Raw genomic sequence first — 25397 nt, forward strand, 5'->3', positions numbered from 1 at the left:
CCCGCGGCGGCGACGGCGCTCACCGTCGCCGCCGCCGGCCCGCTACGGGCCGGTCCAGGTCCGCTGCTGGAAGAGGAGCGGGTCGATCGACTCGGCCCCGGCGCTCTCCGGCGGGGCGGCCAGGGCGCGGGCGGTGGCCGCGCCGTCGGCGGGGCGCGGGCGGCGCGCCTGGACGCGCGCGGGCGCGGGGTCGGTCGCGTCGCCCCGCTCCCAGGTCATGGGGGAGGCCTCCTCGCCGCCGGGGGCCACCGCGGCGGCCCCGGGGTCCTGGCCCGGCGCCCCGGTCGCCTCGGGGCCGTACTGAGGGTCGGTGGGGACCGTCGCGCGCAGGAGCGCGGAGGCGGCGTACAGCGCGAGCGTCGTCATGAGGGTGCTGCTCCTTTCGATTCGGTGGACGGGCGCCGGAGGGCGGCGTGACCGCCGCGGCGCCTCGCCGGTCCCGACGCCCGGCGGCGCCGGACCGTTCCACGATCAGTGCGCGCCGCGGGGGGCGGCGCCGGCGCCCAGCGCCGCGGCCACCTCGGCCAGCTCCGGCGCGGGGAGATCCGAGACGAGCGCGTGCCCGAGATCGCCCGAGCGCCACAGCACGATCTGGAAGCCCACCCGCGAGGCCGCGCGCGCCTCGGGCCACGGCCGCCCCCCCGCCCTGAAGACGAGCAGCGTGGCGGCGTGCCCGCGCGCCGCGTACTCGAGCACGGCGGCCTTGCGATCGAAGACGTAGCCGACCGAGCCGCCCTTCAGGCGGACGTCGTCGCCCGGCGGCGAGGGCACGTCCGGCGCGAAGTCGAGCCTCCCCTCGAACCAGGGCTTCACCTGGTGCGGGCCGCCGCTGGCGATGTCGGGCGGCTGCTGCCGCGCCAGGACGCGCAGGTGGTCGTTCACCGCCTCGGCCACCAGCGCGCCCGCCTCGCCGCCCTCCCGGCCCGCGCGCCCGACGAGCAGCCCGCCCGCGACCAGCACGAGCCCCGCCGCCAGCGCCGGCGCCAGCGCGGCCCACGCGCGCGGCCGCGGCGCCGGGCGGGCGGCGGGCCCGACGAGCAGCCGCAGGCGCGCCCGCAGCGCGGGGGGCGCGGGGTGTCGCGGCGCCCGGAGGAGCAGCTCGTCGAGGATCCGCTCGGCGGGATCGGCGCTGCGGGGCGGGCGGGTCAAGGGGTCTCCCGGGAGGCGTAGTCGGCGAGCAGCAGGCGCAGCTCGGCGCGCGCGCGGGACAGGCGCGACTTCACCGTGCCGATCGCGCAGCCGAGGACGCCGGCCAGCTCACCTTCGGTGAAGCCTTCGGCGTCGAGCAGCACGACGGTGCGCGCCGGCTCGGAGAGCTGGCCCAGCGCGGCCTCGATGTCGGCGCCGACCAGGCGGCGCATCCGGTCGAGCTCCCGGTCGCCCATGAGCGAGGGCTCGAGGCCCGGCGCGGCGGCGGCGGGCTCCGTGGTGTCGTACGGCTCGTCGCCGGCGTGGACGTGGTCGCGCCGGTACCGGCTCAGGAACGCGTTCCGCAGGATCCGGAAGAGCCAGGCCTTCACGTTGCTGCCGGGCTCGAGGCGGTCCCAGGCCGCGATGGCGCGCGCATAGGTCTCCTGCACGAGGTCCTCCGCGTCCCCCGGGTGGCGGGTCAGGTACCGGGCGAGGTTGTAGAGGGCGTCGGCGTGCTCGAGCGCCTGCTCGGGCCCGCTGGCCGGCGCGGCCCGCGCCCTCCTCGCCCAGGACCGTAGGCTCATCTCCCGCGCCGCCCTCCGGACGCCTGCGCCTGCTCCCGTGCCAACGCGGGCGCCCGCCGATCGTTCCCACCCGGGCAGGGGAGCCTGCTCACTCGCCCGCCCCTCCGGCCGTGGCCGCGGCGAGCCGCCGCGCGAGCCGCGCGAGCTCCTCCGGGTTCGAGTCGGAGACGAGCGCGTACCCGAGGTCGCCCACCCTCCACAGCACGGCGCGGAACCCGCGCTCGCCCGCCTGGTCGAGCCGCGGCGGCCCGGCGTCCGACGCCCCGCCCGGCCAGGCCAGCCCCCCGGCCGGGAAGGCGAGGAGCGTCAGCTGGTGCAGCCGCAGCCGGTAGACGAGCACGGCCGCCTTGCGGTCGAACACGTACCCCACCGCCGCGCCGCGCAGGTGCAGCTCGCCTCCGTCCGCGGGCACGGCCGGCGCGAACTCGAGCCTCCCCGCCAGCCACGGCTTCAGCGCGTGCGCGTCGCCGCTCTCCAGCTCGACCGGCCGCGCGGCCGCGAGGACGCGCAGGTGGTCGTTCACGAGCTCGGTGACGAGGCGGGCCGGGGCGGCCCGCCGCTCCGCGCCCTGGCGCTGGAGCGCGGCCCCCGCCACCACCACCGCCGCCGCGGCCAGCGCCGCGAGCGCCATCGGGAGGATCGCGGGCCGGCTCATCCACTCCCTTGTACGGCGCCGCCCGGCCCGCCGCCGCGCGCTCGCAGGGCCTGGTGGGTTGCCCCTTCCCGGCGTTCGAGGGCCCGGGGCCGCGCGCACTCCGCACCGGCCGCCGGGAACGGTCGGCGCCCGCCGGCGTTCCGGTCGGTGAAGGGCGCCGCAGCTCCGCCGCTGTCCGGCCGAGGACCTCGGCCCCCGAACCCCGGCGCTCGTGCGCCGACCGGAGGAACCGTGCGCCACCCCATCGACCGCAGGAGCTTCCTCAGGATCGCGGGCCTGTCGCTCGGCGCCGGTGCCCTCTACCGCGTCGCGCCCGCGCTCGCGGCGGGACCGGGCGGGCGCGACACCGCGCGCCGCCTCGCCCGCGCCAACGGCGAGGGGGTGACCCCGTTCTCGTTCGTGCAGCTGAGCGACACCCACGTCGGCTTTCGCGGCCCGCCCAACCCCACCGGCACCCTGGCCTTCGAGCGCGCGGTCGAGGTGGTGAACGGCCTCCGGGAGCAGCCGGAGCTCGTCCTCTTCACCGGCGATCTCACGCACGACGCGGAGGGGCGGGCCGAGCGCCTCGCGAGGATGCGGCGGTTCCAGCAGCTCGCGAGCGGGCTGCGGGCCAAGGCGCGGCACGCCGTCCCCGGCGAGCACGACGCGGCCATCGACGGCGGCGCGCTCTACCGCGAGGTCTTCGGCGAGACGAGCTACGCCTTCGACCACCGCGGGGTCCACTTCGTCGCGCTCGACAACGTCTCCAGGCCGAAGCCGGAGATCGGCGCCGAGCGGCTCGCCTGGCTGCGCCAGGACCTCGCGCGCTACCCGGTCACCGCCCCCATCGTCGTCTTCACGCACCGCCCGCTCTTCGACCTGAAGCCCGAGTGGGAGTGGTTCACCCGCGACGGCGCCGAGGCGATGAAGCTGCTCGCGCCCTACGAGAACGTCACCGTGCTCTACGGCCACATCCACCGCGAGCACGTCCACCAGGAGCCGAACGGTCGGCACGTCGCGGCGCGCTCGCTCATCTTCGCCTTCCCGGACCCCGCCGCGGCGGCCGAGAAGAAGCCGGCGCCCTTCGACCCGCAGCGCCCGTTCCGGAACCTGGGGCCGCGGCTGCTGCACGCCGGCCCGGGCGCCTCCTCCCGGACGCTGGCGCTCGGGATGGAGGAGGTGGAGCTCACCCTGCGCGAGCACTCGGGCACCGAGGGCTTCCAGCAGCTGCTCCGGCCGTCCACGCTCGAAGGCTGAAAGGGGAGACCGACATGACGACGACGGGTTGGAGGTGGGCGCGCGCGGCCGCCGCCGCGGCGCTGCTGGCGTTCGGCGGCGGGGCCTCGGCGGCGGGGCGGGTGATCGAGGTGAAGGCCAAGCGCTTCGAGTTCAGCCCCGCGGAGCTGAGGCTGAAGCTCGGCGAGCCGGTCACCCTGCGCGTCACCAGCGCCGACGTGACGCACGGCTTCTACCAGAAGGAGCTCGGCATCGACGCCGAGATCGAGCCGGGCCGCGCCACGGAGGTGGCCCTCACCCCGACCAGGGCGGGCCGGTTCACGCTCATCTGCGACCACTTCTGCGGCGCCGGCCACGGGAACATGCGCCTCGTCCTCGTCGTGGAGTGACGGTCGCCTGCCCGCTGCTCCCTCGGGGCGCCGCGGCCGATCGGCGCGCCCTCGGGTGTGGATCGAGCGGGAGGAAGAACCATGGACCAGGGCAGATTCGCAGTGGTGGCCGCGGCGGCGCTCGCGGCGGCGTGCGGCGGCAGCTACAGCGCGCCCAGTGGAGGGACCGACGCCGGCACGGTCACCACCACCGGCGCCGACGGGGGCACGACCCCGACCTCGTTCGAGCTGCACATCAAGGGCATGGCCTTCTCGCCCGAGAACCTGACGGTGCCGGCGGGCGCCACCGTCCAGGTGGTGAACGACGACGGCTCGGTGCCGCACTCGGTGACGAGCGAGGCGACGGCGGGCGCCTACGTGCCGGGCAGCGTGGCCGGGATCTCCTTCGACACCGGGATCTTCACCGGGACGCGGAGCTTCACCCTCCCCGCCAGCGCCGCCACCGGCACGGTCATCCCCTACTTCTGCCGGGTGCACGGCGCGATGATGGTGGACGCGGCCAAGGTGCAGCTCACCATCGGACCGGCCGGCACGGCGCCGGTGACGCCGACCACGACCCCCGCCCCCACCATGCCGCCGAGCCCGGGCGGCTACTGAGCGCGGGCTACTTCCGCTCGTTGGCGATGCGGGTGGCCTCCTCGACCAGCGCGTCCTCGAGCTCCTCGGCCTTCATGCGCTTCACGATCTTGCCGGCCTTGAAGAGGAGCCCGACGCCGTTGTGGCCATAGGCGACGCCGACGTCGGCGGCGCTCGCCTCGCCGGGGCCGTTCACCTCGCACCCCATGACCGCCACGTTCACCTCGCCCTTGAGCTGGCCGAGGCGCTGCTCGACCCGCTCGGCGATGGGGATCATCCCCACCGAGCAGCGGCCGCAGGTGGGGCAGGCGGTGAGGCTGGCGCCCCCGAACTTGAGCCCGAGCGACTTGAGGAGGACCCGGGCCACCCTGGGCTCCTCCACCGGGTCGGCCGCGAGCGAGACGCGGAGGGTGTCGCCGATCCCGCCGGCGAGCAGGATGCCGAGGCCGGCGGCGCTCTTCACGGCGCCCGAGAGCAGCGTGCCCGCCTCGGTGATGCCGAGGTGGAGCGGGTACTCGAAGCGCTCGGCGAAGAGGCGGTTGGCCTGCACCGTCATGGCGATGTCGTGCGCCTTCAGGGACACCTTGATCTCGCGGTACCCCTCGTCCTCCAGGAACTGGATGTGGCGGGCGGCGCTCTCCACCATGCCCTCGGCGGTGGGCCAGCCGTGCTTCGCGACGATGTCGTCCTCGAGCGAGCCGGCGTTGACGCCGATGCGGATGGGGACCTGCCGCTCGCGCGCCGCCTTCACGACCTCGCGGACGCGCTCGCGCGAGCCGATGTTGCCCGGGTTGAGGCGGATGCAGTGCATGCCGGCCTCGAGCGCCGCCAGCGCCAGCCGGTAGTCGAAGTGGATGTCGGCCACGAGCGGCACGGGCGTGCCGCGCACGATCTCGCGCAGCGCCGCCGCCGCGTCCCGGTCCGGCACGGCCAGCCGCACGATGTCGGCGCCCGCGTCGGCGAGCGCCCGGATCTGCGCCAGCGTCCCCGCCACGTCGGTCGTGTCGGTGGTGGTCATCGACTGGACCGAGATGGGGGCGCCGCCGCCCACCTGCACCCCGCCGACCCGGACCGGCCGCGTCTTGCGGCGCGGCGAGATGGCCGAGATCCCCTGGTGGTCGTAGGCGCCCATGCGTGCCGTCCCCCGAAAAGCGAAGAGCCCGCCGCGGCTGCGCGGCGGGCCCTTCCTGTTAACGCGATCGCCGGGGCGATGCCAACCCGAGCGGCCGGCCGCGGAGGGGGCAGGGCCCCCCGCCCTCGCCGGCTACCGCTTCGCCAGCTCCTGGTCGATGAGGTTCTTGAACTCCTCGAACGGCTGCGCGCCGGTGAGCTGGTAGCCGTTGATGAAGAAGGCCGGCGTGCCGGTCACCCCCACCTTGGACCCGGCCGCCTTGTTCGCCTCGACCACCTTGGCCTTGTCGCCGCCGTCGAGGCACTTGTCGAACTTGGCCTGGTCGAGGCCGAGGTCCTTCGCGTAGCCCTTGAGCGCCGGGGCCTCGAGCTTCTGCTGGTTCGCGAAGAGCTTCTCGTGCATCTCCCAGTACTTCCCCTGGTCGGCCGCGCACTGCGCCGCCTCGGCGGCCTTCTCGGCGTGCGGGTGGAAGGGGAGCGGGAAGTCGCGGTACACGAGGCGGATCTTGCCGTCGTAGGCCTTCATCACCTGCTTCACCGTGTCCTCGGCCTTGGAGCAGTACGGGCACTCGAAGTCGGAGAACTCGACGATGGTGACGGGCGCGCTGGCCGGCCCCTTCGACGGGCCCTCGGCGGCGACCTCGACGCGCGGCGGCTTCAGGTTCACCTCGACCTTGAGCTCCTTCTTGAGCTGGTCGACGTAGGCGGTCTGCGCGGCCTGCAGGGCGGGCCGTTCCATGTACTGGGCGATCTGCTCCTTCACCTGCTCGAAGGGCGGCAGCGGCTGGCGCTTCGACTGCTCGTCGTAGAACTGCTTCATGTCGGCGTCGGTCGGCTTCTTGACCTTGTCCGTCACCTCGCGCTTCCAGAGCGCCTCGGGGGTGAGGTTCTCCGCCTTCGCCTTCTGCTCGACGAGCTTGCGCACCAGCATCTGGTCCAGCGCCTGCTTGCGCTGGTCGAACATCTGCGCGTCGAGCTCGGCGGCGCTGATGCTGCCGCCGGTCCACTTCGCGACCGGCGCGCCGGAGTCGCCGCCCGCGGCGGTCTTGGCCTCGGTGGTGGTGGGCTTCTGGCAGGCCACCGCCAGGGTGAGCGTGAAGAGGCCGAGGACGAAGCGTTTCATGGTGCTCCCGTGGACAGGTGGACCGCGCGATGCGAGGCGCGGGATTCTGTCGAGGAACACCCGGACCGTCAATCCATTTCCGGGCCGAAGCCCGCGCGCCCTCGGGCTTTTCCGGCGGAGCGCGCCCCGCGCGCCGGCGCGCGCTCGGGCCCGCGCGACCCCGGGGGCGCCGCGACCCCCCGGCCAGCGCTGCGCCGCGAGCCGCCCGCGCGCGCGCGGAGGTGGCACGCTCCTCGCTTGGCGAGGGGGATGGCCCGAGGAGAGCGATGACCGCGTCCAGCTGCGACAGATCGGCGGTGCACGTCCGGCTCCTGCGCCTGTTCGCTTCACCCACCTACCAGCCCCCCAGGCTGCCGCAGGTGGCGCTCGAGATCATGGAGCTCTCGCAGCGCCCCGAGGTGAGCTTCGCCCAGGTGGGCGCGGTGCTGGAGAAGGATCCGCTCCTCGCCGCCAAGGTGCTCTCCATCGCGCAGTCGGCGATGTACGCGCCCCGCTCGCCCATCCTCTCGTTGCGCCAGGCGGGGGTCCGGCTGGGCCTGAAGACGCTGCGCGACCTCGTCCTCGAGGCGGCCGTGAGCATGCGCGTGTTCCGCGCGCCCGGGTACGGCGACGCCATGGAGCGGCTGTCGCGCCACAGCACCGCCACCGCCTACCTGCTGCGCGCGCTCTGCCGCCGCACCGGCCTCGACGCCGACTACGCCTTCCTGTGCGGGCTGCTCCACGACGTGGGGCTCGCCGCCTGCCTGCTCGCGCTCTCCGACGAGCCTCGCGGCGGCGTGGTGCCGTTCGACGCGCTCGGCCCGGCGCTCCACGACCTGCACGAGGAGGCGTCCGGCCTCGTGACGCGGCTGTGGGGCCTGCCGGCCGAGGTCCAGCAGCTCGCCGCGACCCACCACCAGCTCGCGGTGGGCGGCCGGCCCGACCCGCTCCACGCCGCGCTCATCGTGGCGGAGGCGCTCGCCGCCGACCAGGGCGCCGGCATGGAGCCCGCGGGCGTCCAGGGCGGCCTCGACCAGAACGGCCCGGAGCTGCGGGAGCAGGCGTGCGCCGCGCTCGGGCTGGACGCCCCGGCCCTGGCCGCGGCGCGGGTCGAGGCGAGCGAGATCCTGGGGGCCCTGGGCGGCGTCGCCCCCGCGGCGTGATCGCGCGCGGCGACGGCGCCGCGGCGCCGCGCGCGCATGACAAGCGCCGGGGGACGGGCTAAACAGACCGGGCACCTTCCACCCCGGGGGAGAGATGGCCCAGCACGAGCGCCTCGTCGTCATCGGAGCCGGTCCGGCCGGCTACACCGCCGCCCTCTACGCCTCGCGCGCCAGCCTCTCGCCGCTCGTGTTCGAGGGGCTGCAGCCGGGCGGGCAGCTCACCATCACCACCGACGTCGACAACTACCCGGGCTTCCCGGCGGGCATCCTCGGCCCCGAGCTCATGGAGAAGATGCGGCGCCAGGCGGAGCGCTTCGGCACGCGCTTCGTGCTCGGCGAGATCACCCGGGTCGACCTGTCGCGCCGCCCGTTCCAGCTCTGGCAGGACGACCAGCTCTTCACCGCCGACGCCGTGATCGTGGCCACCGGCGCGTCGGCCAAGTGGCTCGGCATCGCCAGCGAGCAGGCGTACCGCGGCAAGGGCGTCTCGGCTTGCGCCACCTGCGACGGCTTCTTCTTCCGCGGCGTCGAGCTGGCGGTGGTGGGCGGCGGGGACACCGCCGTCGAGGAGGCGACCTTCCTCACCAAGTTCGCCACGAAGGTGACGATCGTCCACCGGCGCGGCGAGCTGCGGGCCTCGAAGATCATGCAGGACCGCGCCCGCGCGAACCCCAAGATCGAATACGCCTGGAACAGCGTGGTGGACGAGGTGCTCGGCGACGGGAAGACCGTCACCGGGCTCAAGCTCCGGAGCACCACCGACGGCGCCACCCGCGTCCTGCCGGTGAGCGGGCTCTTCATGGGCATCGGGCACGAGCCGAACACCGCCGTCTTCAAGGGGCAGCTCGAGATGAACGAGGTGGGCTACCTCAAGACGCGCGCGCCCTCCTCGGCCACCAGCGTGAAGGGCGTCTTCGCCGCCGGCGACGTGGCCGACCCCAGCTACCGCCAGGCGGTGAGCGCCGCCGGCTCGGGCTGCGTGGCCGCCATCGACGCCGAGCGGTTCCTCGGCGAGCACGCCACCGAGAACTGGGACTGACCCGCGCCATGAAGATGATCGACGTCGGCGACAAGGAGCGCACCGAGCGGGTCGCGGTGGCCCGCGGCTTCGTCGCCATGGCCCCGGCGACGGTCGGCATCGTCCGCCGCGGCGAGTCCGAGAAGGGGGACGTGCTGGCCGCGGCGCGGCTGGCCGGCATCCTGGCGGCGAAGAAGACGCCCGAGCTCGTGCCGCTGTGCCACCCCATCGCGCTCACCGGGGTGGACGTCCTGGCGGTGCCGCGGCCGCGCGGCGTCGAGGTGACGGCCACGGTCCGCACCACCGACCGCACCGGGGTCGAGATGGAGGCGCTCTCGGCCGTCTCGGCCGCCTGCCTCACCGTCTACGACATGCTGAAGCGGTACGAGCGCGGCATGCGCATCGAGGCGCTCGAGCTCATCGAGAAGAAGGGCGGCCGGTCCGGGCACTGGCGGCGGCCGGCTCCGGCGCGAGCCCCAGCAGCGCCCGCGCGTTCGCGCCGCACACGCGCCGGATGACCGCCGGCGAGAGGCCCGCCTTGGCGAGCCGCCCCGCCGCCCGCGGCAGCGCCAGCAGATCCCCCGCGCCCTCCCCGGCGCCGGAGCCGAGCGCGATCCCGTCCGGCCCGAGCGAGGCCACGAGCCGCACCGCCTCGTCGAGCGCGTCGCCCGCGCCGGCCGAGAGCGACAGCCCCGCCGCGTAGCCGCAGGCGCGGATCATCCTCACCGTGCGGGCGTCGGCGCGCTGGACCAGCACGCGCGCGGGGTCGAGCTCGTGCTCGCGCAGCAGCGCCAGCGCCCGCCGGGTCACGCGCTCCTTGTCCCGCCACGGCGTGTGCACCACCACCGGGCGGCGCAGCTCGCGCGCGAGCTCCAGCTGGCGCACGAACAGCGCCTCCTCGCGCGGGCCGCCCTCCTCCAGCCCGATGGCGCCCACCGCCAGGACGTGCCGCCGGCCCAGGTAGTCGGGCAGCTCGGCGAGGAGCGCCTCCAGGCCGCGCCAGGGGATGCGGCGCGGGTGCAGCCCGAGCGCCGCGTACCCGGCGATCCCGGCCCGGCGCAGCCGCCGCAGCGCGCCCGGCGCGAGCGCGTCCCAGGCGCGCCGCAGCGCCGCGCCGGTCGCCGGCACGCCCGCGTCCCCGGCGGCGGCGAGCGCGCCGGCCACCCCGAAGAAGGCGAGGTCCTCGAGGTCGCCGCGCCGGAGCGCCACCGGGTGCAGCTCGGCGTCGAACCAGCTCACGGCACCGCCGGGGCGCCCTCGTACCGCGGATCGCAGGCGGCCTCGAAGAGGCCGCCGGGGCCGCGGCCGGCCGCCTGGGCGTTGGGCCAGCGCGAGGGCGCGAACGAGAGCTGGTGGCCGCGCGCCGCCAGCGCGTGCGCGGTGGCGGCCTCGAGCCCGTTCGGCTCCACCTGCACCACGTCGGGCGTGTGCTGGTGGTGCAGCCGCGGCGCCGCCAGCGCCTCGTCGAGGCGCATCCCGTCGTCCACCACGTGCAGGATGGCCTGCGCCACCGCGGTCGGGATGCGCGCGCCACCGGCCGCGCCCACCGCCAGCGCCACCTGCCCCCGCCCGTCGAGCACGAGCGTGGGGGTCATGGAGGAGAGCGGGATCTTCCCGGGCGCGATCGCGTTCGGGCCCCGGCCGACCAGGCCGTAAGCGTTGGGGGTCCCCGGCGCGCTGTCGAAGTCGTCCATCTCGTCGTTCATGAGCAGCCCCGTCCCCGGCACGACCAGGCAGCTCCCGAAGTAGTAGTTGACGGTGGTCGTGAGCGCGACCGCGTTCCCCTCCCCGTCCACGACCGAGAGGTGGCTCGTCTCGCCGCGCTCGCGATCGACCGTCACCTCAGCGGCCGGCGTGGCGCGCTCCCCGATGGCGGCGTGGAGCGCGGCGGCGAAGGCCGGGCTCGCCATCTCGGCGGCCGCGGCGGCGGCGCCGGGCACCTGCTCCGGATCGCCGAGGAGCGCGCCGCGGCGCGCGTAGAGCCGCTTCTCCGCCTCGATCATGACGTGCAGGAACCGCTCGGGGCGGTAGCCGCCGGCGCGCGGGTCCTCCGGCTCGAGCGCGCCGACGAGGCCGAGGAGGAGCGCCCCCCCGGCCGAGGGCAGCGGCATGGTGAGGATGCGGTGTCCCCGGTACGCGCCCTCGAGCGGCGCGCGCTCGCGCACGCGGTAGCGGGCGAGGTCCTGCTCGGAGAGGATCCCGCCGCGCGCCCGCACCGCGTCCGCGATCCGGCGCGCCAGCGGCCCGCGGTAGAACGCGTCGGGGTCCTTCCCCAGGAGCCGCAGCGTCCGGGCCAGGTCCCGGCGCCAGACGCGCGCGCCCGGCGCCGGCGCCACGCGCGCCCCGCCCTCGTCCGGCTGGACCAGGAACTCGCGGGCGGCGCCCGCGTCCGCGCGCAGGCACGCGAGGCGCTCCTCGACCCGGGTGGCGTAGACGTGGCCGGCGCGGAACCCGCGCTCGGCGAGCCGCGCCGCCGGCTCGACCAGCCTCGCCAGCGGCTTCGTCCCGAAGCGGCGGGCCAGCTCGGCGTAGCCCTTCACCGCCCCCGGCACCGCCACCGCGAGCGCACCGTCGAGCGAGGCGCGGGGCGGGGCGCCGGGGCGGCTGAAGAGGTCGGCGGTGGCCGCCGCCGGCGCGACCTCGCGGAAGTCGAGCGCATAGGCGCGCCGCTCGCGCGCCAGCCACACCAGCGCGAACCCGCCGCCGCCGAGCCCGGAGCTCTGCGGCTCGACGACCGACAGCGCGAACGCCGCCGCCACCGCCGCGTCCACCGCGTTCCCGCCGCGCCGGAGCACCTGCGCCCCCGCCTCGCTGGCGAGCGGGTGCGAGGCGGCGACGGCGCCCCCGCCGGAGACGGCGAGGGTCGAGAGCGCGATCGAGAGGAGGGAGGCGAGCCCAGGCATGGCGCCCTTCTACTTCGGCCGCGCAGGCGACGCCTCCGCCCGTCGGTCCTGACCCCCTCAGCCCCGGATTTTCTGAGGGTGGAGGACCAGCAACTGATCCCTCGAAGGAATGAACCTCGTGGGGCCCAAAAGCGAAAGTTACCGTTTCAACGGGCACCTTCACGGTCTCGCACCTCGAGCCAGGTTGTCGTGAAATGTGCCCTGGTTCCGCCCATGTCCGGCTTGACCCGGCTATCCGTCTGGAGATAAGCCGCTCGGCAGGCTGTCCCCTGTTCATGGGACGGTCGTCGGCCGAGGTAGAGCGTGACCCGGATCCCCCTCCCGGGCGCGCGCAGGCGGGCGCAGAGCCCGCCGGAAGCCCCGGCCGCTCACCCGAGCAGAAGGAGGAGCCGTGAAGCAGAGAACGAGCAGGACCGTGCTGGCGAGCGTCGTCGTGGGTCTCGCCCTGGCGGGCTGTGGCTCGAGCGGAGGCAACGCCTCGACCGCGTCGACGCTCTCGGGCGTCGCCGCCGCCGAGGCGCCGCTCGGCGGCGCCAGGTTGACCCTGAAGGACTCGTCCACGGCGCAGCAGCAGAAGACCGTCACCGCCTCCGGCGACGGGAGCTTCTCGTTCGACGTGACCGGCCTCACCCCGCCGTACCGGCTCCAGGCCGACTGGAGCGACGGCGGGGGCGAGCACCAGCTCCACGCGATCACGGAGGACGCCGGGGAGACCCACGTCGACCCGCTCACCGACTCGGCGCTCACCGCCGCCTCCACCGCCCAGGGCGACGGCGGCGCCGAGGTCGAGGACCACGACGGCAACGAGCGCACCGCCGCCCGCGCCGGCGCCTTCCTGCAGCAGCTCCGGACGGCGCTCGCGCCGCTCTTCGACCTGTACGGCCTCGGGACCGACCTGCTCCACGCCGACCGCACCGCCCTCCAGGCGCTGCTGAAGGACGTGCGGTTCCAGGTCGAGGACGGCACGCTCACGGTCACGAACCGGGCGACCGGCGCCGTCATCTTCACCGGCCCGGTGGCGAACCTCGCGGCCGGCGTGTTCCACCAGGAGAACCTGCCCGCCGGGCCCGGGACCACGCCCACGCCGCCGCCTCCTCCGCCTCCCGCCGCCTGTACCTACGCGTACGGCGCCTGGGGCGCCTGCCAGTCGAACGGCACGCAGACGCGCGCCGTCGTCTCCTCCACGCCGGCCGGCTGCACCGGGACCCCGGTCCTCTCGCAGGCCTGCACGTACACGCCGCCCGGTCCGGGCGCCTGCTCGTACACGTACAGCGCCTGGGGCGCCTGCCAGTCGAACGGCACGCAGGCGCGCACCGTCCTCGCCTCGACGCCCTCGGGCTGCACCGGGACCCCGGTCCTCACCCAGGCCTGCACCTACGTCCCGCCGGTGACGACCTGCACCTCGTTCACCTACTCGGCCTGGAGCGCCTGCTCCGCGAGCGGCACGCAGACCCGCACCGTCGTCTCCTCGTCGCCGGCCGGCTGCACGGGCGGCGCGCCGGTGCTCTCGCAGGCCTGTACGCCTCCGGTGACGAACCCGGTCACGACCGCCAACGTCGTCTCGTCCTGCACCGGCTGCCACGGCCTCACCTCGAACACGACCGTGTTCCGGAGCGGCGGCTACACGGTGAGCGGACGGTCCGCCGCCCAGTGGCTCTCGACCGTGAACAGCATGGTCGGGCTGGGCGCCTCGCTGGCCCCAGGCACCACCGCGCAGAACTACGCCGACTTCCTCGCCAACGCGCCGTAAGTCCGCGCGTCTGCAGGAGCCGCCCGCGGGGACGCTCGCCTCGATCCGTCGAGGGGGGCGTCCCCGCGCCGCTTCGCGGGCCCCGATCGCCGTCCCAGCTCGGCCCTTGACCGCTCTCCGGCCGAGCGCCTAGCGTCGTCGCACCTATGGCTACCCCTCGCCGCCGCACGCCCGTCGCCGCCATCGTCCTCGCCGCCGGCAAGGGCACCCGCATGAAGACCCGCCGCGCCAAGGTCTTGCACGAGGTGTGTGGCCGGCCGCTCGTCTACTATCCGGTGAAGCGCGCGCTGGAGGCCGGCGCCGACCCGGTGGTGGTGGTGGTCGGGCACCAGGCCGAGGAGGTCGAGGCGGCGCTCCGCGCCCACCTCCCGGGCGCGCCGCTGCGCTTCGCGGTCCAGAAGGAGCAGCTCGGGACGGCGCACGCGGTGCTCTCGGCGCGCCCGTCCTTGCGCGGCTTCGACGGCGAGGTGCTCATCCTGTCCGGCGACACGCCGCTGCTCACCACCGAGACCCTGCGCGCGGTGCTCCGCCGGCGCGGGCGGGCAGCGCTCGCCTTCGCGACGATGACGCTCGAGAACCCCACCGGCTACGGGCGGGTGGTCCACGCGCCGCACGGGGGGCCGGCGCTGGTGGTGGAGGAGAAGGACGCCACCGACCAGGAGCGGCTCATCCGCGAGGTGAACGCCGGGCTCTACTGCGCCGAGGCGGCGTTCCTGTGGAAGACGCTGTCGCGCGTCGGCTCGAAGAACGCGCAGCGCGAGTTCTACCTCACCGACCTCGTCGCCCTGGCGGCGGAGGGGCCGGGCGCGGTGGCGGCGCGCGTCCCGCCCTTCGAGGCGGCGGGGGTGAACGACCAGGAGGAGCTGTCGCTCGCGGCGCGCGCGCTCACCCGCCGCCTGGCCGAGCGGCTCATGCGGGCCGGGGTCACCCTGGAGGATCCCGAGCGCTTCGACTGCGACGAGGGGGTCGAGGTCGGGCCGGACACCGTGCTCGAGCCGAGCGTCCGGCTGCGCGGCGCGACGCGCGTCGGCGCCGGCTGCCGCGTCGGCCAGGGCTCGATCCTGACCGACACCACCGTCGCCGACGGCGCGGTGGTGAAGCCGTACTGCGTGTTCGAGCAGGCCGTGGTCGGCCCGGCCGCCCTCGTGGGCCCCTTCTCGCGGCTGCGCCCCGGCGCCGACGTGGGGGCGGGCGCGCACGTCGGCAACTTCGTCGAGCTCAAGAAGACGCGCCTCGGCGCGGGCGCCAAGGCGAACCACCTCACCTACCTCGGCGACGCCACCATCGGCGCGGGCACGAACGTCGGCTGCGGGACCGTCACTTGCAACTACGACGGCGAGAAGAAGCACCCGACCACCATCGGGGAACGCGCCTTCATCGGCTCGGACGCGATCCTCGTCGCCCCCATCACGATCGGTGACGGCGCCTACGTGGCGGCCGGGTCCACGCTCACCGAGGACGTGCCCGCCGGCGCGCTGGCGCTCGGGCGCTCGCGGCAGGTCAACAAGGAGGGGTGGGTGGCGGCGCACCAGGCGGCCCAGCCCGCCGCCCCGGCCGCCAGGCGGGCGGGCGCCCGCAGGCCGCGCCGCGCCGCCGGCTAGGGCGACGGGGCGCGGGTTCGGCCCGCGCACGGCCCCGTGGTATGACGCTCGGCCATGTGCGGAATCGTCGGTTACGTCGGATCGCGCCCCTGCGTGGACCTCATCGTCGCGGGGCTCAGGAAGCTCGAGTACCGCGGCTACGACTCGGCCGGGGTGGCGGTGGTCGGGGCGTCCGGCCTCGCGGTGGCCCGCTCCAAGGGCAAGCTCAAGAACCTGGTGGCGCTGCTCGCCGAGAAGCCGCTGCCGGGGACGACCGGCATCGGCCACACCCGCTGGGCCACCCACGGCAAGCCGTCCGACGAGAACGCGCACCCGCACTGCTACGGCGGGGTGGCGGTGGTGCACAACGGCATCATCGAGAACCACCTCGAGCTGAAGGGAGCGCTGACGGCGAAGGGCCACGTCTTCTCGAGCGAGACCGACACCGAGATCTTCGCCCACCTGGTCTCCGACGCCCTGGAGGGCGGGGCGGCGGACCTGGCGGGGGCGGTGCGGACGGCGCTCGCGCAGGTGTCCGGCACCTACGCCATCGCGGTCGTCTCGGCCCGGCGGCCGGAGGAGATCGTGGCGGCCAAGAACGCCTCGCCGCTGGTGGTCGGCTTCGGCCAGGGCGAGAGCTTCCTCGCCTCCGACGTGCCGGCCATCCTCGAGCACACCCGCGACGTCGTCTACCTGGAGGAGGGCGAGCTGGCGCTCCTCACGCCGCGCGGGATCCGCTTCGAGGGCCCTGACGGGCGGCCGCTCGAGAAGCAGCCGCGCCGCATCGAGTGGAGCGCGGTGGCCGCCGAGAAGGAGGGCCACAAGCACTTCATGCACAAGGAGATCTTCGAGCAGCCCCGGGCGGTGGCGGACACCATCCGCGGCCGCATCTCGCTCGAGCAGGGCGACGTGGTGCTCGACGGGATCGAGCTGTCCGAGGCGCAGGCGCGCGGCCTGGAGCGGCTGGTGGTGGTGGCCTGCGGCACGAGCTGGCACGCCGGCTGCTCCGGCGCGCAGATGATCGAGGCGCTGGCGCGGCTGCCGACCGAGGTGGAGCTGGCGAGCGAGTTCCGCTACTCCGACCCCATCGTCGGCCCGCGCACCCTCGTCGTCGCCATCTCGCAGTCGGGCGAGACCGCCGACACGCTCGCGGCCGTGAAGGAGGCGAAGCGGCGCGGCGCGCCGGCCATCGCCATCTGCAACGTGGTGGGGTCGGCCATCCCGCGCGAGTGCGCGGAGGCGAAGGAGCCCGGCGCGCCGCGCGGGACGCTCTACACGCACGCCGGGCCGGAGATCGGCGTCGCCTCGACGAAGGCCTTCACCACCCAGCTCGCCGCGCTCTTCCTGCTGGCGGTGCGGCTCGGGCGGCTGCGCGGCACGCTCGCGGCGGACGCGGCCCGGACGCACCTCGAGGCGCTGCGGCAGGTGCCGCTCTGGATGGACCAGGTGATCCGTCAGGAGCCCTCGGTGATGCCGGTGGCGAAGCGGTGCGCGCAGGCCCGCGACGTGCTCTTCCTCGGGCGCGGGGCGCAGTACCCGGTGGCCCTGGAGGGCGCGCTCAAGCTGAAGGAGATCTCGTACATCCACGCCGAGGGCTACGCCGCCGGCGAGATGAAGCACGGCCCCATCGCGCTCATCGACGAGGCGCTGCCGGTGGTGGTGCTGGCCACGAAGGAGCCGGCCTACGAGAAGACGCTCGGCAACATGGAGGAGGTCCGCGCCCGCGGCGGGCTCGTCTTCGCGGTGGTCTCCGAGGGCGACACGCTCGCCGCCGGCCTGGCCGAGGTGGCGCTCACGGTCCCGCACGCGCCGCCCCTGCTCGCGCCGCTCCTCTCCATCCTCCCGCTCCAGTTCCTCGCCTACCACGTGGCGGACCTGAAGGGGACGGACGTGGACCAGCCCCGGAACCTGGCGAAGAGCGTGACGGTGGAGTGAGGCCTGCGAGCGCAGGGGCAGCCGGAGGAGGCTGCCCCGGAGCGAGCGGGGGCATGGGGGGACGCCGCAGGCGACCCCCCATCCAGAATGACCAGCCCCGGAACCTGGCGAAGAGCGTGACGGTGGAGTGAGGTCTGCGAGCGCAGGGGCAGCCGGAGGAGGCTGCCCCGGAGCGAGCGGGGGGCATGGGGGGACGCCGCAGGCGACCCCCTATCCAGAATGACCAGCCCCGGAACCTGGCGAAGAGCGTGACGGTGGAGTGAGGCGAGCGCGCGGAGCGCAAAAGCTCCGGGCTCGACCGTTCGAGTGCTGCCCCTCTCCCCCGGCCCCTCCCGCTTCGCGGCTCATGATTCGCCACAAGTCGCCCTAGGCACGTCCCAGCGGGCCGAGAGGTGCGTGGCCGTCCAGCGGTCGCCGCCTCGTCGAGCCAGGCGGCACCGTCCGGCGAGCGCCGGCGAGGCGCCGCCCCCACGTCCGCGGCGCCGTCCGCGAGATCGGCTCACGATCCGGTACCGCGCTGTCGCTGCGTCCGCGTCGAGCCAGCGGCCTCAGCGCCCTCGCCGCACGCCCCTGAAGTGCATCCGCCAGCGGCGGTGGATGGAGCGCTCCGGTCCGCGTCCTTCCGGAACTGTTCCATGTGCTCCCTGCCGAAGACGTGCTCCGCGTGCAGGGAGTTGTGATCCCAGCAAGCCACTCTCAGGTTGTCGGCGGTGCTGCGCCCGCCGAGCGCCACCGGGTGGATGTGGTCGAGCTCGAGCCGCTTCGTCGAGCCGCAGACGCTCCCGTCCGGCAGGCGGAAGGCACACCGGCCGCCGTCCCGCTTCCACACCTCCCGAGCCACCGCCGCCGGGACGTGGCGCGGGTCGGCGGAGGGCTTCTGAGGCGCCGGCCGCGGCTTCTTCACGAGGCCGCGCCGGCGGTCGGCCTTCTCGAGGAGGAGGTCGAGCGCGGCGGAGAGCACCGCCTCGGTGTCGCCGTCGGGGATGGCGTGGGAGAGCGCGTCCTTGGCCGCGTCGAGCTTGGCGAGGAACGCCTTCGAGACGGTGACGTGGTAGCGGCGGAGCTCGGCGTCGAGGGGCACCACCTCGTCGCGCGGGCGAGCCGGCGCGGAGAAGAGGTCTGCGTCTGGCTGTACCCTTTCGGACTTCGCCGGCGAAGTCCGTTCGGGTACAGGCGGCTCCGCCGCTGCGGGCGCACGCGGCGGCGGAGCGGTGCGCGCGAGCGCCGTGACCACCTCGCGGCGCGGCGGATTCGCGACCGGCCTCAGCTCCGCGACGAGCGCCTCCGCCTCGCGCTTCGAGAGGCCGTAGAAGCGCGGCAGCACCTCGCCCGCGTTCTCCGGGGTGAGCGCCTTCGAGAGCTCGTACACGACCGACATGCAGACGCGCCCGTCGCGGAGCGGCTCCACCACGGCCGGGAAGCGCTGGACGAGCGCGGCGGCCGTCATGCGTCGGGCAGCGGCGCTGCTCGTGAGCCGGAGCTCGCGCTCGAGGTACTGGAAGAGCGAGGCGTAGCCGAGCGTGCCCCACCCGCGCTGACGGTCGAAGTCCGCCAGGGCGACGAGAAAGTCGGCGAGTCGGCTCCGCTCCTCGGCGAGGAGCGAGGCGATGCGGCGGGAGAGCGCGCGGGCGTCGGTCATACCGAGAGTGTCTCATGCGTCTTCGCGGCCTCCCCGGACGCACGAGGTTCGCGCTGGGACCGCTCGGCGACCACACTCGGCGAGAACGGGTTCGGCCGGTCGCCGCGCCCCTGAGCGGCCCGGCGCGACCGCGGGAGAGGCCTCCTCGCGCCTTCGCGTCCGCCGAAGCGCGAGCCGCGCGGGAACGCGTCAAGCTCCCATGTGGGACGACCCAGACGATAGTTACGTTATGTGAAATACAGGTCCCCGGTTCGCATCCGCTGCCGACCCCGCGTGTTCACCCTCAGCAACCGCCTGTGAGCCGGGCCACGCCCGGCCGCGTCGGACGCGCGGCACCGCCTCGCGCGCGACGCTCCAACATCCAGGAGCGCCCGCGGCCGCGGCTCCGCCCGCGCAACTGCCGCGCCCCTCCCTGCCGAACCCCGCCCGCTCGCGCGAAACCGCTCCGAGCTGCGGGCGGGGTTGCGGGGCCACTTGTATGTCGGGGGCCCATGACAAACCGCTTGGTCGCACGGCAGATCGCTAGCCCCCGTCCCTCTCCCCGCTCCGCGGGGCGAGGGAGAGGAGTGAGCCCGCGGGGATACCGCGAGCTCGACTGCGAAGATGTGATGAATCGTCAGCGGCTGCGCGGGGCGAGGGGAGAGCGTGGAGCAGGACTCGCGGGCCGCCTCCCTGTGCCATTCCCCTCTCCCCCGCCGGGGGAAGGGCCAGGGAGAGGGGGCCACACCGCGGGTCACGAGGCCCGCCTCGCTACCCCGGCGCGAGCGCGAGCGGCAGGATCCGGTCGGAGAGGTGCCGGAAGACCTTGCTCGGCCGACCGAATCCGATGGCGTCGAAGCCGGCCGAGATCGCGCGCCACCCCTCCGGCTCCGCCTCCGGCGTGACCTCCTCGGTCTGACCGTAGATCGCGTACCCCTCGAGCTTCGCGAGGTCGAAGATCACCCGCACCGACGTCCGGTTGACCTGCAGGTTGCGCAGCGTCTTCATGGTCAGGCCGTCGCCGTGGAAGGTGGCGAGCCGGCCGTTCCGGAGCTCCCGGTGCCACACGAAGCGCGGGGTGACGTTCGCCTGCGGCCCCATCGCGAGCAGGCCGTGGGTGGCGCTGCTCACCGTCCGCGCCACGTCCTCGAAGGGCACCCGCTCGAAGAAGTTCAGGTCGTACGGACCGTGGTGGACGGTGAAGGTCTGGCGCGCGTGGAGGAGGAGCTCGCCGCGCCCGGGCACCTCGTAGGCCTCCGCCTCCGCGCCGCACGCCCGCAGGGCGGGCGTCTTGAGCTGGAAGCCGTGCACCGACCGGTAGTCGCTGACCGACACGGTCACGTTCTCGCCCGCCAGGAGGGGGCGGGGCAGCGCGCCGCGCACGTGGACGTCCACGTCGGTGGGCGCGCCGCCGGGCGTGACGCGGGCGACGCGCACCAGCGCCACCTCGGGGTGCGTGCCCGGCTGCCCGGTAGTGACGAGGAAGGTGAGCAGGGTCGGGTGCTCGATCCAGGTCACCTGCCGCGGCAGGAGTTCCTCGCAGAACTGCATGACATCGGCCGCCTCGATCATGAGGCCACGCACTTCAACAAGGGTGCCAAGCCCGCACGCAGGGATCACGGCCGCGGCGCCGGGTGGCGCGTCACCCTGGGCTAACTCGCCTCCAGCAGGCGCCGGGCCAGCCGGCCCACCAGCCGGATGGCGCCGTCGATGCGCTCGCTCCAGGGGTCGCCGCACGAGATGCGGAGGCTGCTGGCGTGGGCGCCCGAGGCGGAGAAGATGTGCCCCGGCGCGATCGAGACGCCCATCTCCAGGGCGCGCCCGTGCAGCTCGAGCGCGTCCACCTCGGCCGGCATCTCGATCCACAGGAAGCAGCCGCCGCGGGGGCGCGACACGCGCGTGCCGGCCGGGAACTCGGCCGCCACCGCCGCCGCCGCGCGCGCCACGTTGTGCTCGAGCCGGGCGCGCAGCGCGCGCAGGTGCCGGTCGTAGCCGCCCTCGGCGAGGAAGCGCGCCAGGGCGCGCTGCGTGAGCGTGGCGGTCGCCACGCTGGTCGCGAACTTGAGCACCTCGACCCGGTCGTGCCAGCGGCCCGGCGCGACGTAGCCGAGCCGGAACCCGGGGGCGAGCGTCTTCGAGAAGGACCCGCAGTAGATGACCGTGCCGTCGCGGTCGAACGCCTTGGCCGGCCGCGGGCGCGCCGGGCCGAAGGCGAGGTCGCCGTAGACGTCGTCCTCGAGCAGCGGCACGGCGCGGTCGGCGAGCAGCTCGACCAGCCGCCGCTTCGACTCGTCCGGCATGCAGCTCCCGAGGGGGTTCGAGAAGCTCGGCACCGCCAGCACCGCCGCCACCCGCCGCTCGAGCATCCGGCGCGCCAGCTCGTCCACGTCCATCCCGGTCTCGGGGTGGCAGGGCACCTCCATCACCCGCAGGCCCAGCGCCTCCACGGCGAGCAGCGTGCCGTAGTAGGCGGGCGACTCGACGGCGACGGTGTCGCCGCGTGACGTCACCGCGAGCAGCGCCAGCTGGAGCGCCTCGGTGGCGCCGTTCGTGACGATGAGGTCGTCCTCGGACAGCTCGCAGCCGGCGGCCACGGCGCGCTGCGCGACGAGCCGCCGGAGGGCGTGCAGCCCCGGCGGATAGGTCACCTCGATCCCCCCGGTGACCGACCGCCGCGCCTCGGCCGCCACCGCCCGCGCGAGCGCCCGGGTGGGGAGGAGCGCTGGCGCCGGCGTGGCGGTCCCGAGGTGGATGAGCCCCGGATCGGCCGCGGCCCGGTAGATGCCGGCCACGAGCGCGCTCACGCCGTCGAGCGAGGTGGCCGCGTGGGGCGCCGGCGCGGAGGGCCGCGGCACCGGGAGCACGGCGCGCACCTTCACGTAGTAGCCCGAGCGCGGGCGCGCCTCGACCAGGCCGGCCGCCTCCAGCTGCGCCAGGGCCTGCAGCACGGTGGAGGCCGAGACGCCTTCGTCCACGCGCATCTTCCTGACGGAAGGGAGCTTTTCGCCCGGCGCGAGCGTGCCGTCCTCCACCGCCCGCGCGAACCGGCGCGCGATCGCCTCGTAGCGCGGGAGCCCGCGCTCCACCCCCACCTCATCCCCCGATGTGCGCTCCACCTGCGCCATATAGCACACCCTCCGTCGAGCCGTATCTGTACCGGTATCAGAACGTAGTTGCTGTGTCTGTACTTATTCGCTGGCTGAGCTAGGTTCGCGGCATGGAAACGAGCACCTGGCTCATGCAGCGCAACGCGCCTCCCGCCCGGGAGACTCACCTGCGGCTCCCCTTCGTGCACCGCGCCGCGACCCAGACGCTGTCGCTGGCCGAGGGCGCCGCCTGGAGCGTGCACTCGCCTCGCGCGGGGCTCGTGGTGCAGTGCGAGACGGGCAAGCTGTGGCTGACGGTGGAGGGCGACCCGGAGGACCACATCCTGCTCGCCCCCGACCGCTTCTGCGTGCCGACCCGCGGGCGCGTGGCGGTGCTGGCCCTCGCGCCGAGCTCCATCGAGGTCACCTCCGCTCCGAACCTGGCGCACTGAAGGACCGCCCCCTTGCGGGGCGGCGAGCCGGGGGCGCCCGCGGCGCATCGCGCGCGGCGCCCGCGCCCCGGCAGGTCGCGGTACCATCCTCGGCGTGAACCTCCGCCTGTTCGTGGCGCTCGAGCCGTCCGAGCTCATCCACCGGCGCCTGGCTGCGCTGCAGGGCGAGCTGCGGCGGGCGGCCGGCGGCGCCGCCGAGCAGGTGAAGTGGGTCTCGCCGGAGGGCGTCCACCTCACCCTGCAGTTCCTCGGGGCGGTGCCCGAGGAGCGGCTCCCGGCCATCCAGGGAGCCGTGGGGCGGGCCGCCGCCGGGAGCGCGCCGCTCGAGCTGGCGGTGGCCGGCGCGGGCGCCTTCCCCAGCGCGCGCCGCGCGCGCGTGCTGTGGGCGGCGGTCGCGGGCGACGTCGCGCCGCTGGCCGCGCTCGTCGCCGCGCTCGGGCGCGAGCTCGCGCCGCTCGGCTTCACCCCGGAGGAGCGGCCCTTCGCGGCGCACCTCACCCTGGGGAGAGCGCGCGACGCCCGCGGCCTGCCGGGGCTCGCCGCCGCGCTGGCCCACGCCGGCGGCGGTACCGAGGCGCGCTGGCGCGCCGCCGAGGTGGTCCTGTTCCGGTCCCACCTTTCCCCTCACGGCGCGCGCTACGAGGCGCTGTACCGGGCGCCCCTCGGCCGCTGAGCGCCGCGCCTGGGTCCGCAAATCCGCGCGCGGATCCGCTCATTGACGACGCTCAAGTGGTCCCCCGGGTCAACGACAGGCCGCAAGCGCCCGCGCTCACGGGCCGATCCGTGATGTGTGTGGAGGTAAACCTTTACGTGTACCTCGGCTCAGGGGAGCATGTCCCCTACATCGGCGCCAGACAGGCGCGCAGCGGGGACAAAGGACCACCACCATGGACGCAGGGATCTCGAGCCACCTCGGCGCGTTCTACCAGGACGTGGCCGCCTTCCAGTCGCTCGTGGACGGCCTCGAGCACGAGACCGGCGCGCCCCCGCGCGCGCAGGCCGCGATGCTCGGCCACGGCCTCCAGACGCTGATGCTCTCCGCGGGCGAGCTCGAGTCGCACCTCGCGCCGAGCGCGCCGGAGCTCCTGCGCGACACCCAGCACACCTTCCGGCGCCTCACCTCCGCCTTCTTCTGCAAGAGCCCCAACATCGAGCGCGCGCTCACGAAGCCGCGCGGGTACGCCGGCGATCACGCGCTGCTCGACATGTACTACACCGACTCGCGGGTGAGCTCCGGCGTCGGGCGCGCGCTCGACGAGGTGCTCTACGGCACGCCGGCGGTGCGGGCCGTGGTGAACCGCAAGGAGTACGTGAAGCGCTGGCTCGCCGCGCGCGTGAGCCGCCGCTCCTGCGCGAAGGTCATCGACCTCGCCTGCGGCCCGTGCCGCGTCGAGCGCGACCTCTTCGACGCCGGCCGCGTGGCCGACGCCCAGCTGACGGTCGTGGACCAGGATCCCGAGGCGCTCGCCTACGCCCGCCGCGTGCTCGGGCCCTACGCCGACCTGGTGAACTTCGTCCAGGCGAACGCGATCCAGATGGCGCGCGCGAAGGCCGTCCCCGCCGCCCTGGCCGGCGCCAGCCTCACCGTCTCGCTCGGCCTCTTCGACTACCTGCCGCGCGCCATCGCGGTGAACCTGCTCCGGGCCCTGCGAGCGGGCAGCGCGCCGGGCGGTGAGCTGCTCGTCGGCAACTTCGCGCGGGGCAACCCCACCCGGACGTTCATGGAGTGGGCGGCCGACTGGGTGCTCATCCACCGCACCGACGAGGAGTTCCTGCAGCTCTTCCTCGACGCGGGGTTCGCCCCCGAGGACCTCCGCTGCGAGCGCGAGGCCGAGGGCGGCCTCGTCCTCATGGTGACGGCGCGGGTGACCTAGCGCGCGTTTCCTTGACTTGCCCTGCTCGTCCGTTCAGGATGCGTCCGTTCAGGTCGGCGGGCGCGCCTGTCAGCCCCCGCTGCTAGATCGAGGGCACACGTCGAGAACGGCCGCCGCGCGCGCGCCGCAAAGGGAGACCCGAGATGCCCGTCGGACCGGAGAAGGAGAAGGCGATCGAGCTGGCCGTCTCGTCCATCGAGAAGGCCTTCGGCAAGGGCTCGATCATGCGCCTCGGCAACGGGGAGGCGCTGGTGAAGGACGTCCAGGCGGTGCCCTCCGGCTCGGTGTCGCTCGACATCGCGCTCGGCGTGGGCGGCTTCCCGCGCGGCCGCATCATCGAGATCTACGGGCCGGAGTCCTCCGGCAAGACCACCCTCGCCCTGCACGCGGTGGCCGAGGCGCAGAAGGCGGGCGGCATCTGCGCCTTCGTCGACGCCGAGCACGCGCTCGACGTCGGCTACGCGCGGAAGCTCGGCGTCCGCACCGACGACCTCCTCATCTCCCAGCCCGACACCGGCGAGCAGGCGCTCGAGATCACCGAGACCCTGGTGCGGTCCGGCGCCATCGACGTGCTCGTGATCGACTCGGTGGCGGCCCTCGTCCCCAAGGCCGAGCTCGAGGGCGAGATGGGCGACGCGCACATGGGCGTGCAGGCGCGCCTCATGAGCCAGGCGCTGCGCAAGCTCACCGGCACCATCGCGAAGTCGCAGACCATCGTCATCTTCATCAACCAGATCCGCATGAAGATCGGCGTGATGTTCGGCAACCCCGAGACCACCACCGGCGGCAACGCGCTCAAGTTCTACGCCTCGCAGCGGCTCGACATCCGCCGCATCGGCGCCATCAAGGACGGCGAGCAGGTCATCGGCAACCGCACCCGCGTCAAGGTGGTGAAGAACAAGGTCGCGCCTCCCTTCAAGGAGGTCGAGTTCGACATCATGTACGGCCAGGGCATCAGCCGCGAAGGCGACGTGCTCGACCTCGCCTCGAACGAGAACGTCGTCGAGAAGAGCGGCGCCTGGTTCAGCTACGGCGGCGAGCGGATCGGGCAGGGGCGCGAGCAGGCGAAGAGCTTCCTGCGCGAGCACCCGGAGGTCCTGGCGCAGATCGAGGCGAAGCTGCTCGAGCGCTTCGGCGTCAAGACCGCGCCCGCCGCCGCGGCGCCGTCCGAGCCGGCGCCGGAGCCGGAAGAGAAGAAGCAGCCGAGGGTGAAGGCGGTCCGGTAGGCACTCTCG

At 74.8% G+C, this 25397-nt stretch carries 24 protein-coding genes; 13 read left to right on the forward strand and 11 right to left on the reverse strand.

What is annotated here, in order from left to right; genetic code table 11:
* Positions 1-42 precede the first annotated feature (42 nt).
* The 4 genes from HWY08_RS02595 to HWY08_RS02610 form a co-directional block, all read right to left on the reverse strand.
* On the reverse strand, positions 43-366 hold the full coding sequence (locus HWY08_RS02595; protein WP_176062589.1) for a hypothetical protein: 324 nt from the start codon (positions 364-366) through the stop codon (positions 43-45).
* A 105-nt stretch (positions 367-471) separates the two neighbouring features.
* The gene (locus tag HWY08_RS02600) at positions 472-1149 is read right to left on the reverse strand and encodes a hypothetical protein (protein WP_176062591.1); all 678 of its coding nucleotides are present in this window, start codon (positions 1147-1149) and stop codon (positions 472-474) included.
* A complete protein-coding gene (locus tag HWY08_RS02605) occupies positions 1146-1715 on the reverse strand; it encodes a sigma-70 family RNA polymerase sigma factor (protein ID WP_176062593.1) in 570 nt (189 codons plus the stop codon). Before HWY08_RS02605 ends, HWY08_RS02600 begins: the two co-directional genes overlap by 4 nt.
* A gap of 88 nt (positions 1716-1803) precedes the next feature.
* Positions 1804-2370 carry a hypothetical protein gene (locus HWY08_RS02610; RefSeq protein ID WP_176062595.1) on the reverse strand — a complete coding sequence of 189 codons (567 nt, stop codon included), beginning with the start codon at positions 2368-2370 and terminating at the stop codon, positions 1804-1806.
* 231 nt (positions 2371-2601) lie between these two features.
* Between HWY08_RS02610 and HWY08_RS02615 the strand changes: the two genes are divergently transcribed.
* The 3 genes from HWY08_RS02615 (at position 2602) to HWY08_RS02625 (ending at position 4571) form a co-directional block, all read left to right on the forward strand.
* Complete coding sequence (locus HWY08_RS02615; RefSeq protein ID WP_176062598.1) at positions 2602-3606, forward strand: metallophosphoesterase family protein; 1005 nt, start codon at positions 2602-2604, stop codon at positions 3604-3606.
* 14 nt (positions 3607-3620) lie between these two features.
* A complete protein-coding gene (locus HWY08_RS02620; protein ID WP_176062599.1) occupies positions 3621-3974 on the forward strand; it encodes a cupredoxin domain-containing protein in 354 nt (117 codons plus the stop codon).
* A gap of 81 nt (positions 3975-4055) precedes the next feature.
* Complete coding sequence (locus tag HWY08_RS02625; protein ID WP_176062601.1) at positions 4056-4571, forward strand: plastocyanin/azurin family copper-binding protein; 516 nt, start codon at positions 4056-4058, stop codon at positions 4569-4571.
* A gap of 7 nt (positions 4572-4578) precedes the next feature.
* Here the strand turns inward: HWY08_RS02625 and ispG are convergent, their stop codons facing one another.
* Together ispG and HWY08_RS02635 are read right to left on the reverse strand one after the other, a co-directional pair.
* A complete protein-coding gene (ispG, locus tag HWY08_RS02630; RefSeq protein WP_176062603.1) occupies positions 4579-5682 on the reverse strand; it encodes a flavodoxin-dependent (E)-4-hydroxy-3-methylbut-2-enyl-diphosphate synthase in 1104 nt (367 codons plus the stop codon).
* 132 nt (positions 5683-5814) lie between these two features.
* Entirely contained in the window at positions 5815-6804 is a 990-nt protein-coding gene (locus HWY08_RS02635) for a thioredoxin domain-containing protein (protein WP_176062605.1), read from the reverse strand.
* A gap of 266 nt (positions 6805-7070) precedes the next feature.
* On the opposite strand from HWY08_RS02635, the gene HWY08_RS02640 reads away from it, so the two are divergent.
* The 3 genes from HWY08_RS02640 to moaC all read left to right on the forward strand — a co-directional run bounded on the left by HWY08_RS02640 (position 7071) and on the right by moaC (position 9482).
* Complete coding sequence (locus HWY08_RS02640; protein WP_176062607.1) at positions 7071-7946, forward strand: HDOD domain-containing protein; 876 nt, start codon at positions 7071-7073, stop codon at positions 7944-7946.
* Positions 7947-8040: 94 nt separating this feature from the next.
* Positions 8041-8985, forward strand: a complete 945-nt coding sequence (trxB, locus tag HWY08_RS02645; protein ID WP_176062609.1) for a thioredoxin-disulfide reductase — start codon at positions 8041-8043, stop codon at positions 8983-8985.
* A gap of 8 nt (positions 8986-8993) precedes the next feature.
* A complete protein-coding gene (gene moaC, locus HWY08_RS02650) occupies positions 8994-9482 on the forward strand; it encodes a cyclic pyranopterin monophosphate synthase MoaC (protein WP_176062611.1) in 489 nt (162 codons plus the stop codon).
* On the opposite strand, the gene HWY08_RS02655 is transcribed toward moaC, so the two are convergent.
* Entirely contained in the window at positions 9382-10203 is an 822-nt protein-coding gene (locus HWY08_RS02655) for a TatD family hydrolase (RefSeq protein ID WP_176062613.1), read from the reverse strand. The two genes, moaC and HWY08_RS02655, sit on opposite strands and share 101 nt — an antisense overlap.
* Positions 10200-11867 (reverse strand): gamma-glutamyltransferase, encoded by a 1668-nt coding sequence (gene ggt / locus HWY08_RS02660; RefSeq protein ID WP_176062614.1) that lies wholly within the window; start codon positions 11865-11867, stop codon positions 10200-10202. Before ggt ends, HWY08_RS02655 begins: the two co-directional genes overlap by 4 nt.
* 391 nt (positions 11868-12258) lie before the next feature.
* On the opposite strand from ggt, the gene HWY08_RS02665 reads away from it, so the two are divergent.
* From HWY08_RS02665 to glmS, 3 genes are all read left to right on the forward strand, one after another.
* Positions 12259-13617 carry a hypothetical protein gene (locus tag HWY08_RS02665; RefSeq protein WP_176062616.1) on the forward strand — a complete coding sequence of 453 codons (1359 nt, stop codon included), beginning with the start codon at positions 12259-12261 and terminating at the stop codon, positions 13615-13617.
* A 146-nt stretch (positions 13618-13763) separates the two neighbouring features.
* Entirely contained in the window at positions 13764-15218 is a 1455-nt protein-coding gene (gene glmU / locus HWY08_RS02670) for a bifunctional UDP-N-acetylglucosamine diphosphorylase/glucosamine-1-phosphate N-acetyltransferase GlmU (RefSeq protein ID WP_176062618.1), read from the forward strand.
* A gap of 54 nt (positions 15219-15272) precedes the next feature.
* The gene (gene glmS / locus HWY08_RS02675; RefSeq protein WP_176062620.1) at positions 15273-17132 is read left to right on the forward strand and encodes a glutamine--fructose-6-phosphate transaminase (isomerizing); all 1860 of its coding nucleotides are present in this window, start codon (positions 15273-15275) and stop codon (positions 17130-17132) included.
* A 499-nt stretch (positions 17133-17631) separates the two neighbouring features.
* Here the strand turns inward: glmS and HWY08_RS02680 are convergent, their stop codons facing one another.
* The 3 genes from HWY08_RS02680 to HWY08_RS02690 form a co-directional block, all read right to left on the reverse strand.
* A complete protein-coding gene (locus HWY08_RS02680) occupies positions 17632-18771 on the reverse strand; it encodes an HNH endonuclease (protein ID WP_176062622.1) in 1140 nt (379 codons plus the stop codon).
* 750 nt (positions 18772-19521) lie between these two features.
* A complete protein-coding gene (locus HWY08_RS02685) occupies positions 19522-20334 on the reverse strand; it encodes a hypothetical protein (RefSeq protein ID WP_176062624.1) in 813 nt (270 codons plus the stop codon).
* Positions 20335-20402: 68 nt separating this feature from the next.
* Positions 20403-21836, reverse strand: coding sequence for an aminotransferase-like domain-containing protein (locus tag HWY08_RS02690; protein WP_235969413.1), 1434 nt, complete (start codon positions 21834-21836; stop codon positions 20403-20405).
* A 131-nt stretch (positions 21837-21967) separates the two neighbouring features.
* Between HWY08_RS02690 and HWY08_RS02695 the strand changes: the two genes are divergently transcribed.
* From HWY08_RS02695 to recA, 4 genes are all read left to right on the forward strand, one after another.
* Entirely contained in the window at positions 21968-22288 is a 321-nt protein-coding gene (locus HWY08_RS02695; RefSeq protein ID WP_176062628.1) for a DUF2917 domain-containing protein, read from the forward strand.
* 94 nt (positions 22289-22382) lie between these two features.
* Positions 22383-22961 carry an RNA 2',3'-cyclic phosphodiesterase gene (gene thpR, locus HWY08_RS02700; RefSeq protein ID WP_176062630.1) on the forward strand — a complete coding sequence of 193 codons (579 nt, stop codon included), beginning with the start codon at positions 22383-22385 and terminating at the stop codon, positions 22959-22961.
* A 214-nt stretch (positions 22962-23175) separates the two neighbouring features.
* Positions 23176-24162: a class I SAM-dependent methyltransferase gene (locus HWY08_RS02705; protein WP_176062632.1), complete on the forward strand. Its 987-nt coding sequence runs from the start codon at positions 23176-23178 to the stop codon at positions 24160-24162.
* A gap of 143 nt (positions 24163-24305) precedes the next feature.
* On the forward strand, positions 24306-25388 hold the full coding sequence (gene recA / locus HWY08_RS02710) for a recombinase RecA (RefSeq protein WP_176062633.1): 1083 nt from the start codon (positions 24306-24308) through the stop codon (positions 25386-25388).
* The last annotated feature ends 9 nt before the right edge of the window (positions 25389-25397 follow it).

This window comes from Anaeromyxobacter diazotrophicus (genome assembly GCF_013340205.1).
Classification (GTDB): Bacteria; Myxococcota; Myxococcia; order Myxococcales; family Anaeromyxobacteraceae; genus Anaeromyxobacter_A; species Anaeromyxobacter_A diazotrophicus.

Coding starts and splice junctions, on each gene's coding strand:
- HWY08_RS02610 (WP_176062595.1), bottom strand. CDS start 2,370: ATGAGCCGGCCCGCGATCCTCCCGATGGCGCTCGCGGCGCTGGCCGCG.
- HWY08_RS02695 (WP_176062628.1), top strand. CDS start 21,968: ATGGAAACGAGCACCTGGCTCATGCAGCGCAACGCGCCTCCCGCCCGG.
- trxB (WP_176062609.1), top strand. CDS start 8,041: ATGGCCCAGCACGAGCGCCTCGTCGTCATCGGAGCCGGTCCGGCCGGC.
- ggt (WP_176062614.1), bottom strand. CDS start 11,867: ATGCCTGGGCTCGCCTCCCTCCTCTCGATCGCGCTCTCGACCCTCGCC.
- moaC (WP_176062611.1), top strand. CDS start 8,994: ATGAAGATGATCGACGTCGGCGACAAGGAGCGCACCGAGCGGGTCGCG.
- HWY08_RS02595 (WP_176062589.1), bottom strand. CDS start 366: ATGACGACGCTCGCGCTGTACGCCGCCTCCGCGCTCCTGCGCGCGACG.
- HWY08_RS02635 (WP_176062605.1), bottom strand. CDS start 6,804: ATGAAACGCTTCGTCCTCGGCCTCTTCACGCTCACCCTGGCGGTGGCC.
- glmS (WP_176062620.1), top strand. CDS start 15,273: ATGTGCGGAATCGTCGGTTACGTCGGATCGCGCCCCTGCGTGGACCTC.
- HWY08_RS02640 (WP_176062607.1), top strand. CDS start 7,071: ATGACCGCGTCCAGCTGCGACAGATCGGCGGTGCACGTCCGGCTCCTG.
- ispG (WP_176062603.1), bottom strand. CDS start 5,682: ATGGGCGCCTACGACCACCAGGGGATCTCGGCCATCTCGCCGCGCCGC.
- HWY08_RS02705 (WP_176062632.1), top strand. CDS start 23,176: ATGGACGCAGGGATCTCGAGCCACCTCGGCGCGTTCTACCAGGACGTG.
- recA (WP_176062633.1), top strand. CDS start 24,306: ATGCCCGTCGGACCGGAGAAGGAGAAGGCGATCGAGCTGGCCGTCTCG.
- HWY08_RS02620 (WP_176062599.1), top strand. CDS start 3,621: ATGACGACGACGGGTTGGAGGTGGGCGCGCGCGGCCGCCGCCGCGGCG.
- HWY08_RS02605 (WP_176062593.1), bottom strand. CDS start 1,715: ATGAGCCTACGGTCCTGGGCGAGGAGGGCGCGGGCCGCGCCGGCCAGC.
- glmU (WP_176062618.1), top strand. CDS start 13,764: ATGGCTACCCCTCGCCGCCGCACGCCCGTCGCCGCCATCGTCCTCGCC.
- HWY08_RS02680 (WP_176062622.1), bottom strand. CDS start 18,771: ATGACCGACGCCCGCGCGCTCTCCCGCCGCATCGCCTCGCTCCTCGCC.
- HWY08_RS02625 (WP_176062601.1), top strand. CDS start 4,056: ATGGACCAGGGCAGATTCGCAGTGGTGGCCGCGGCGGCGCTCGCGGCG.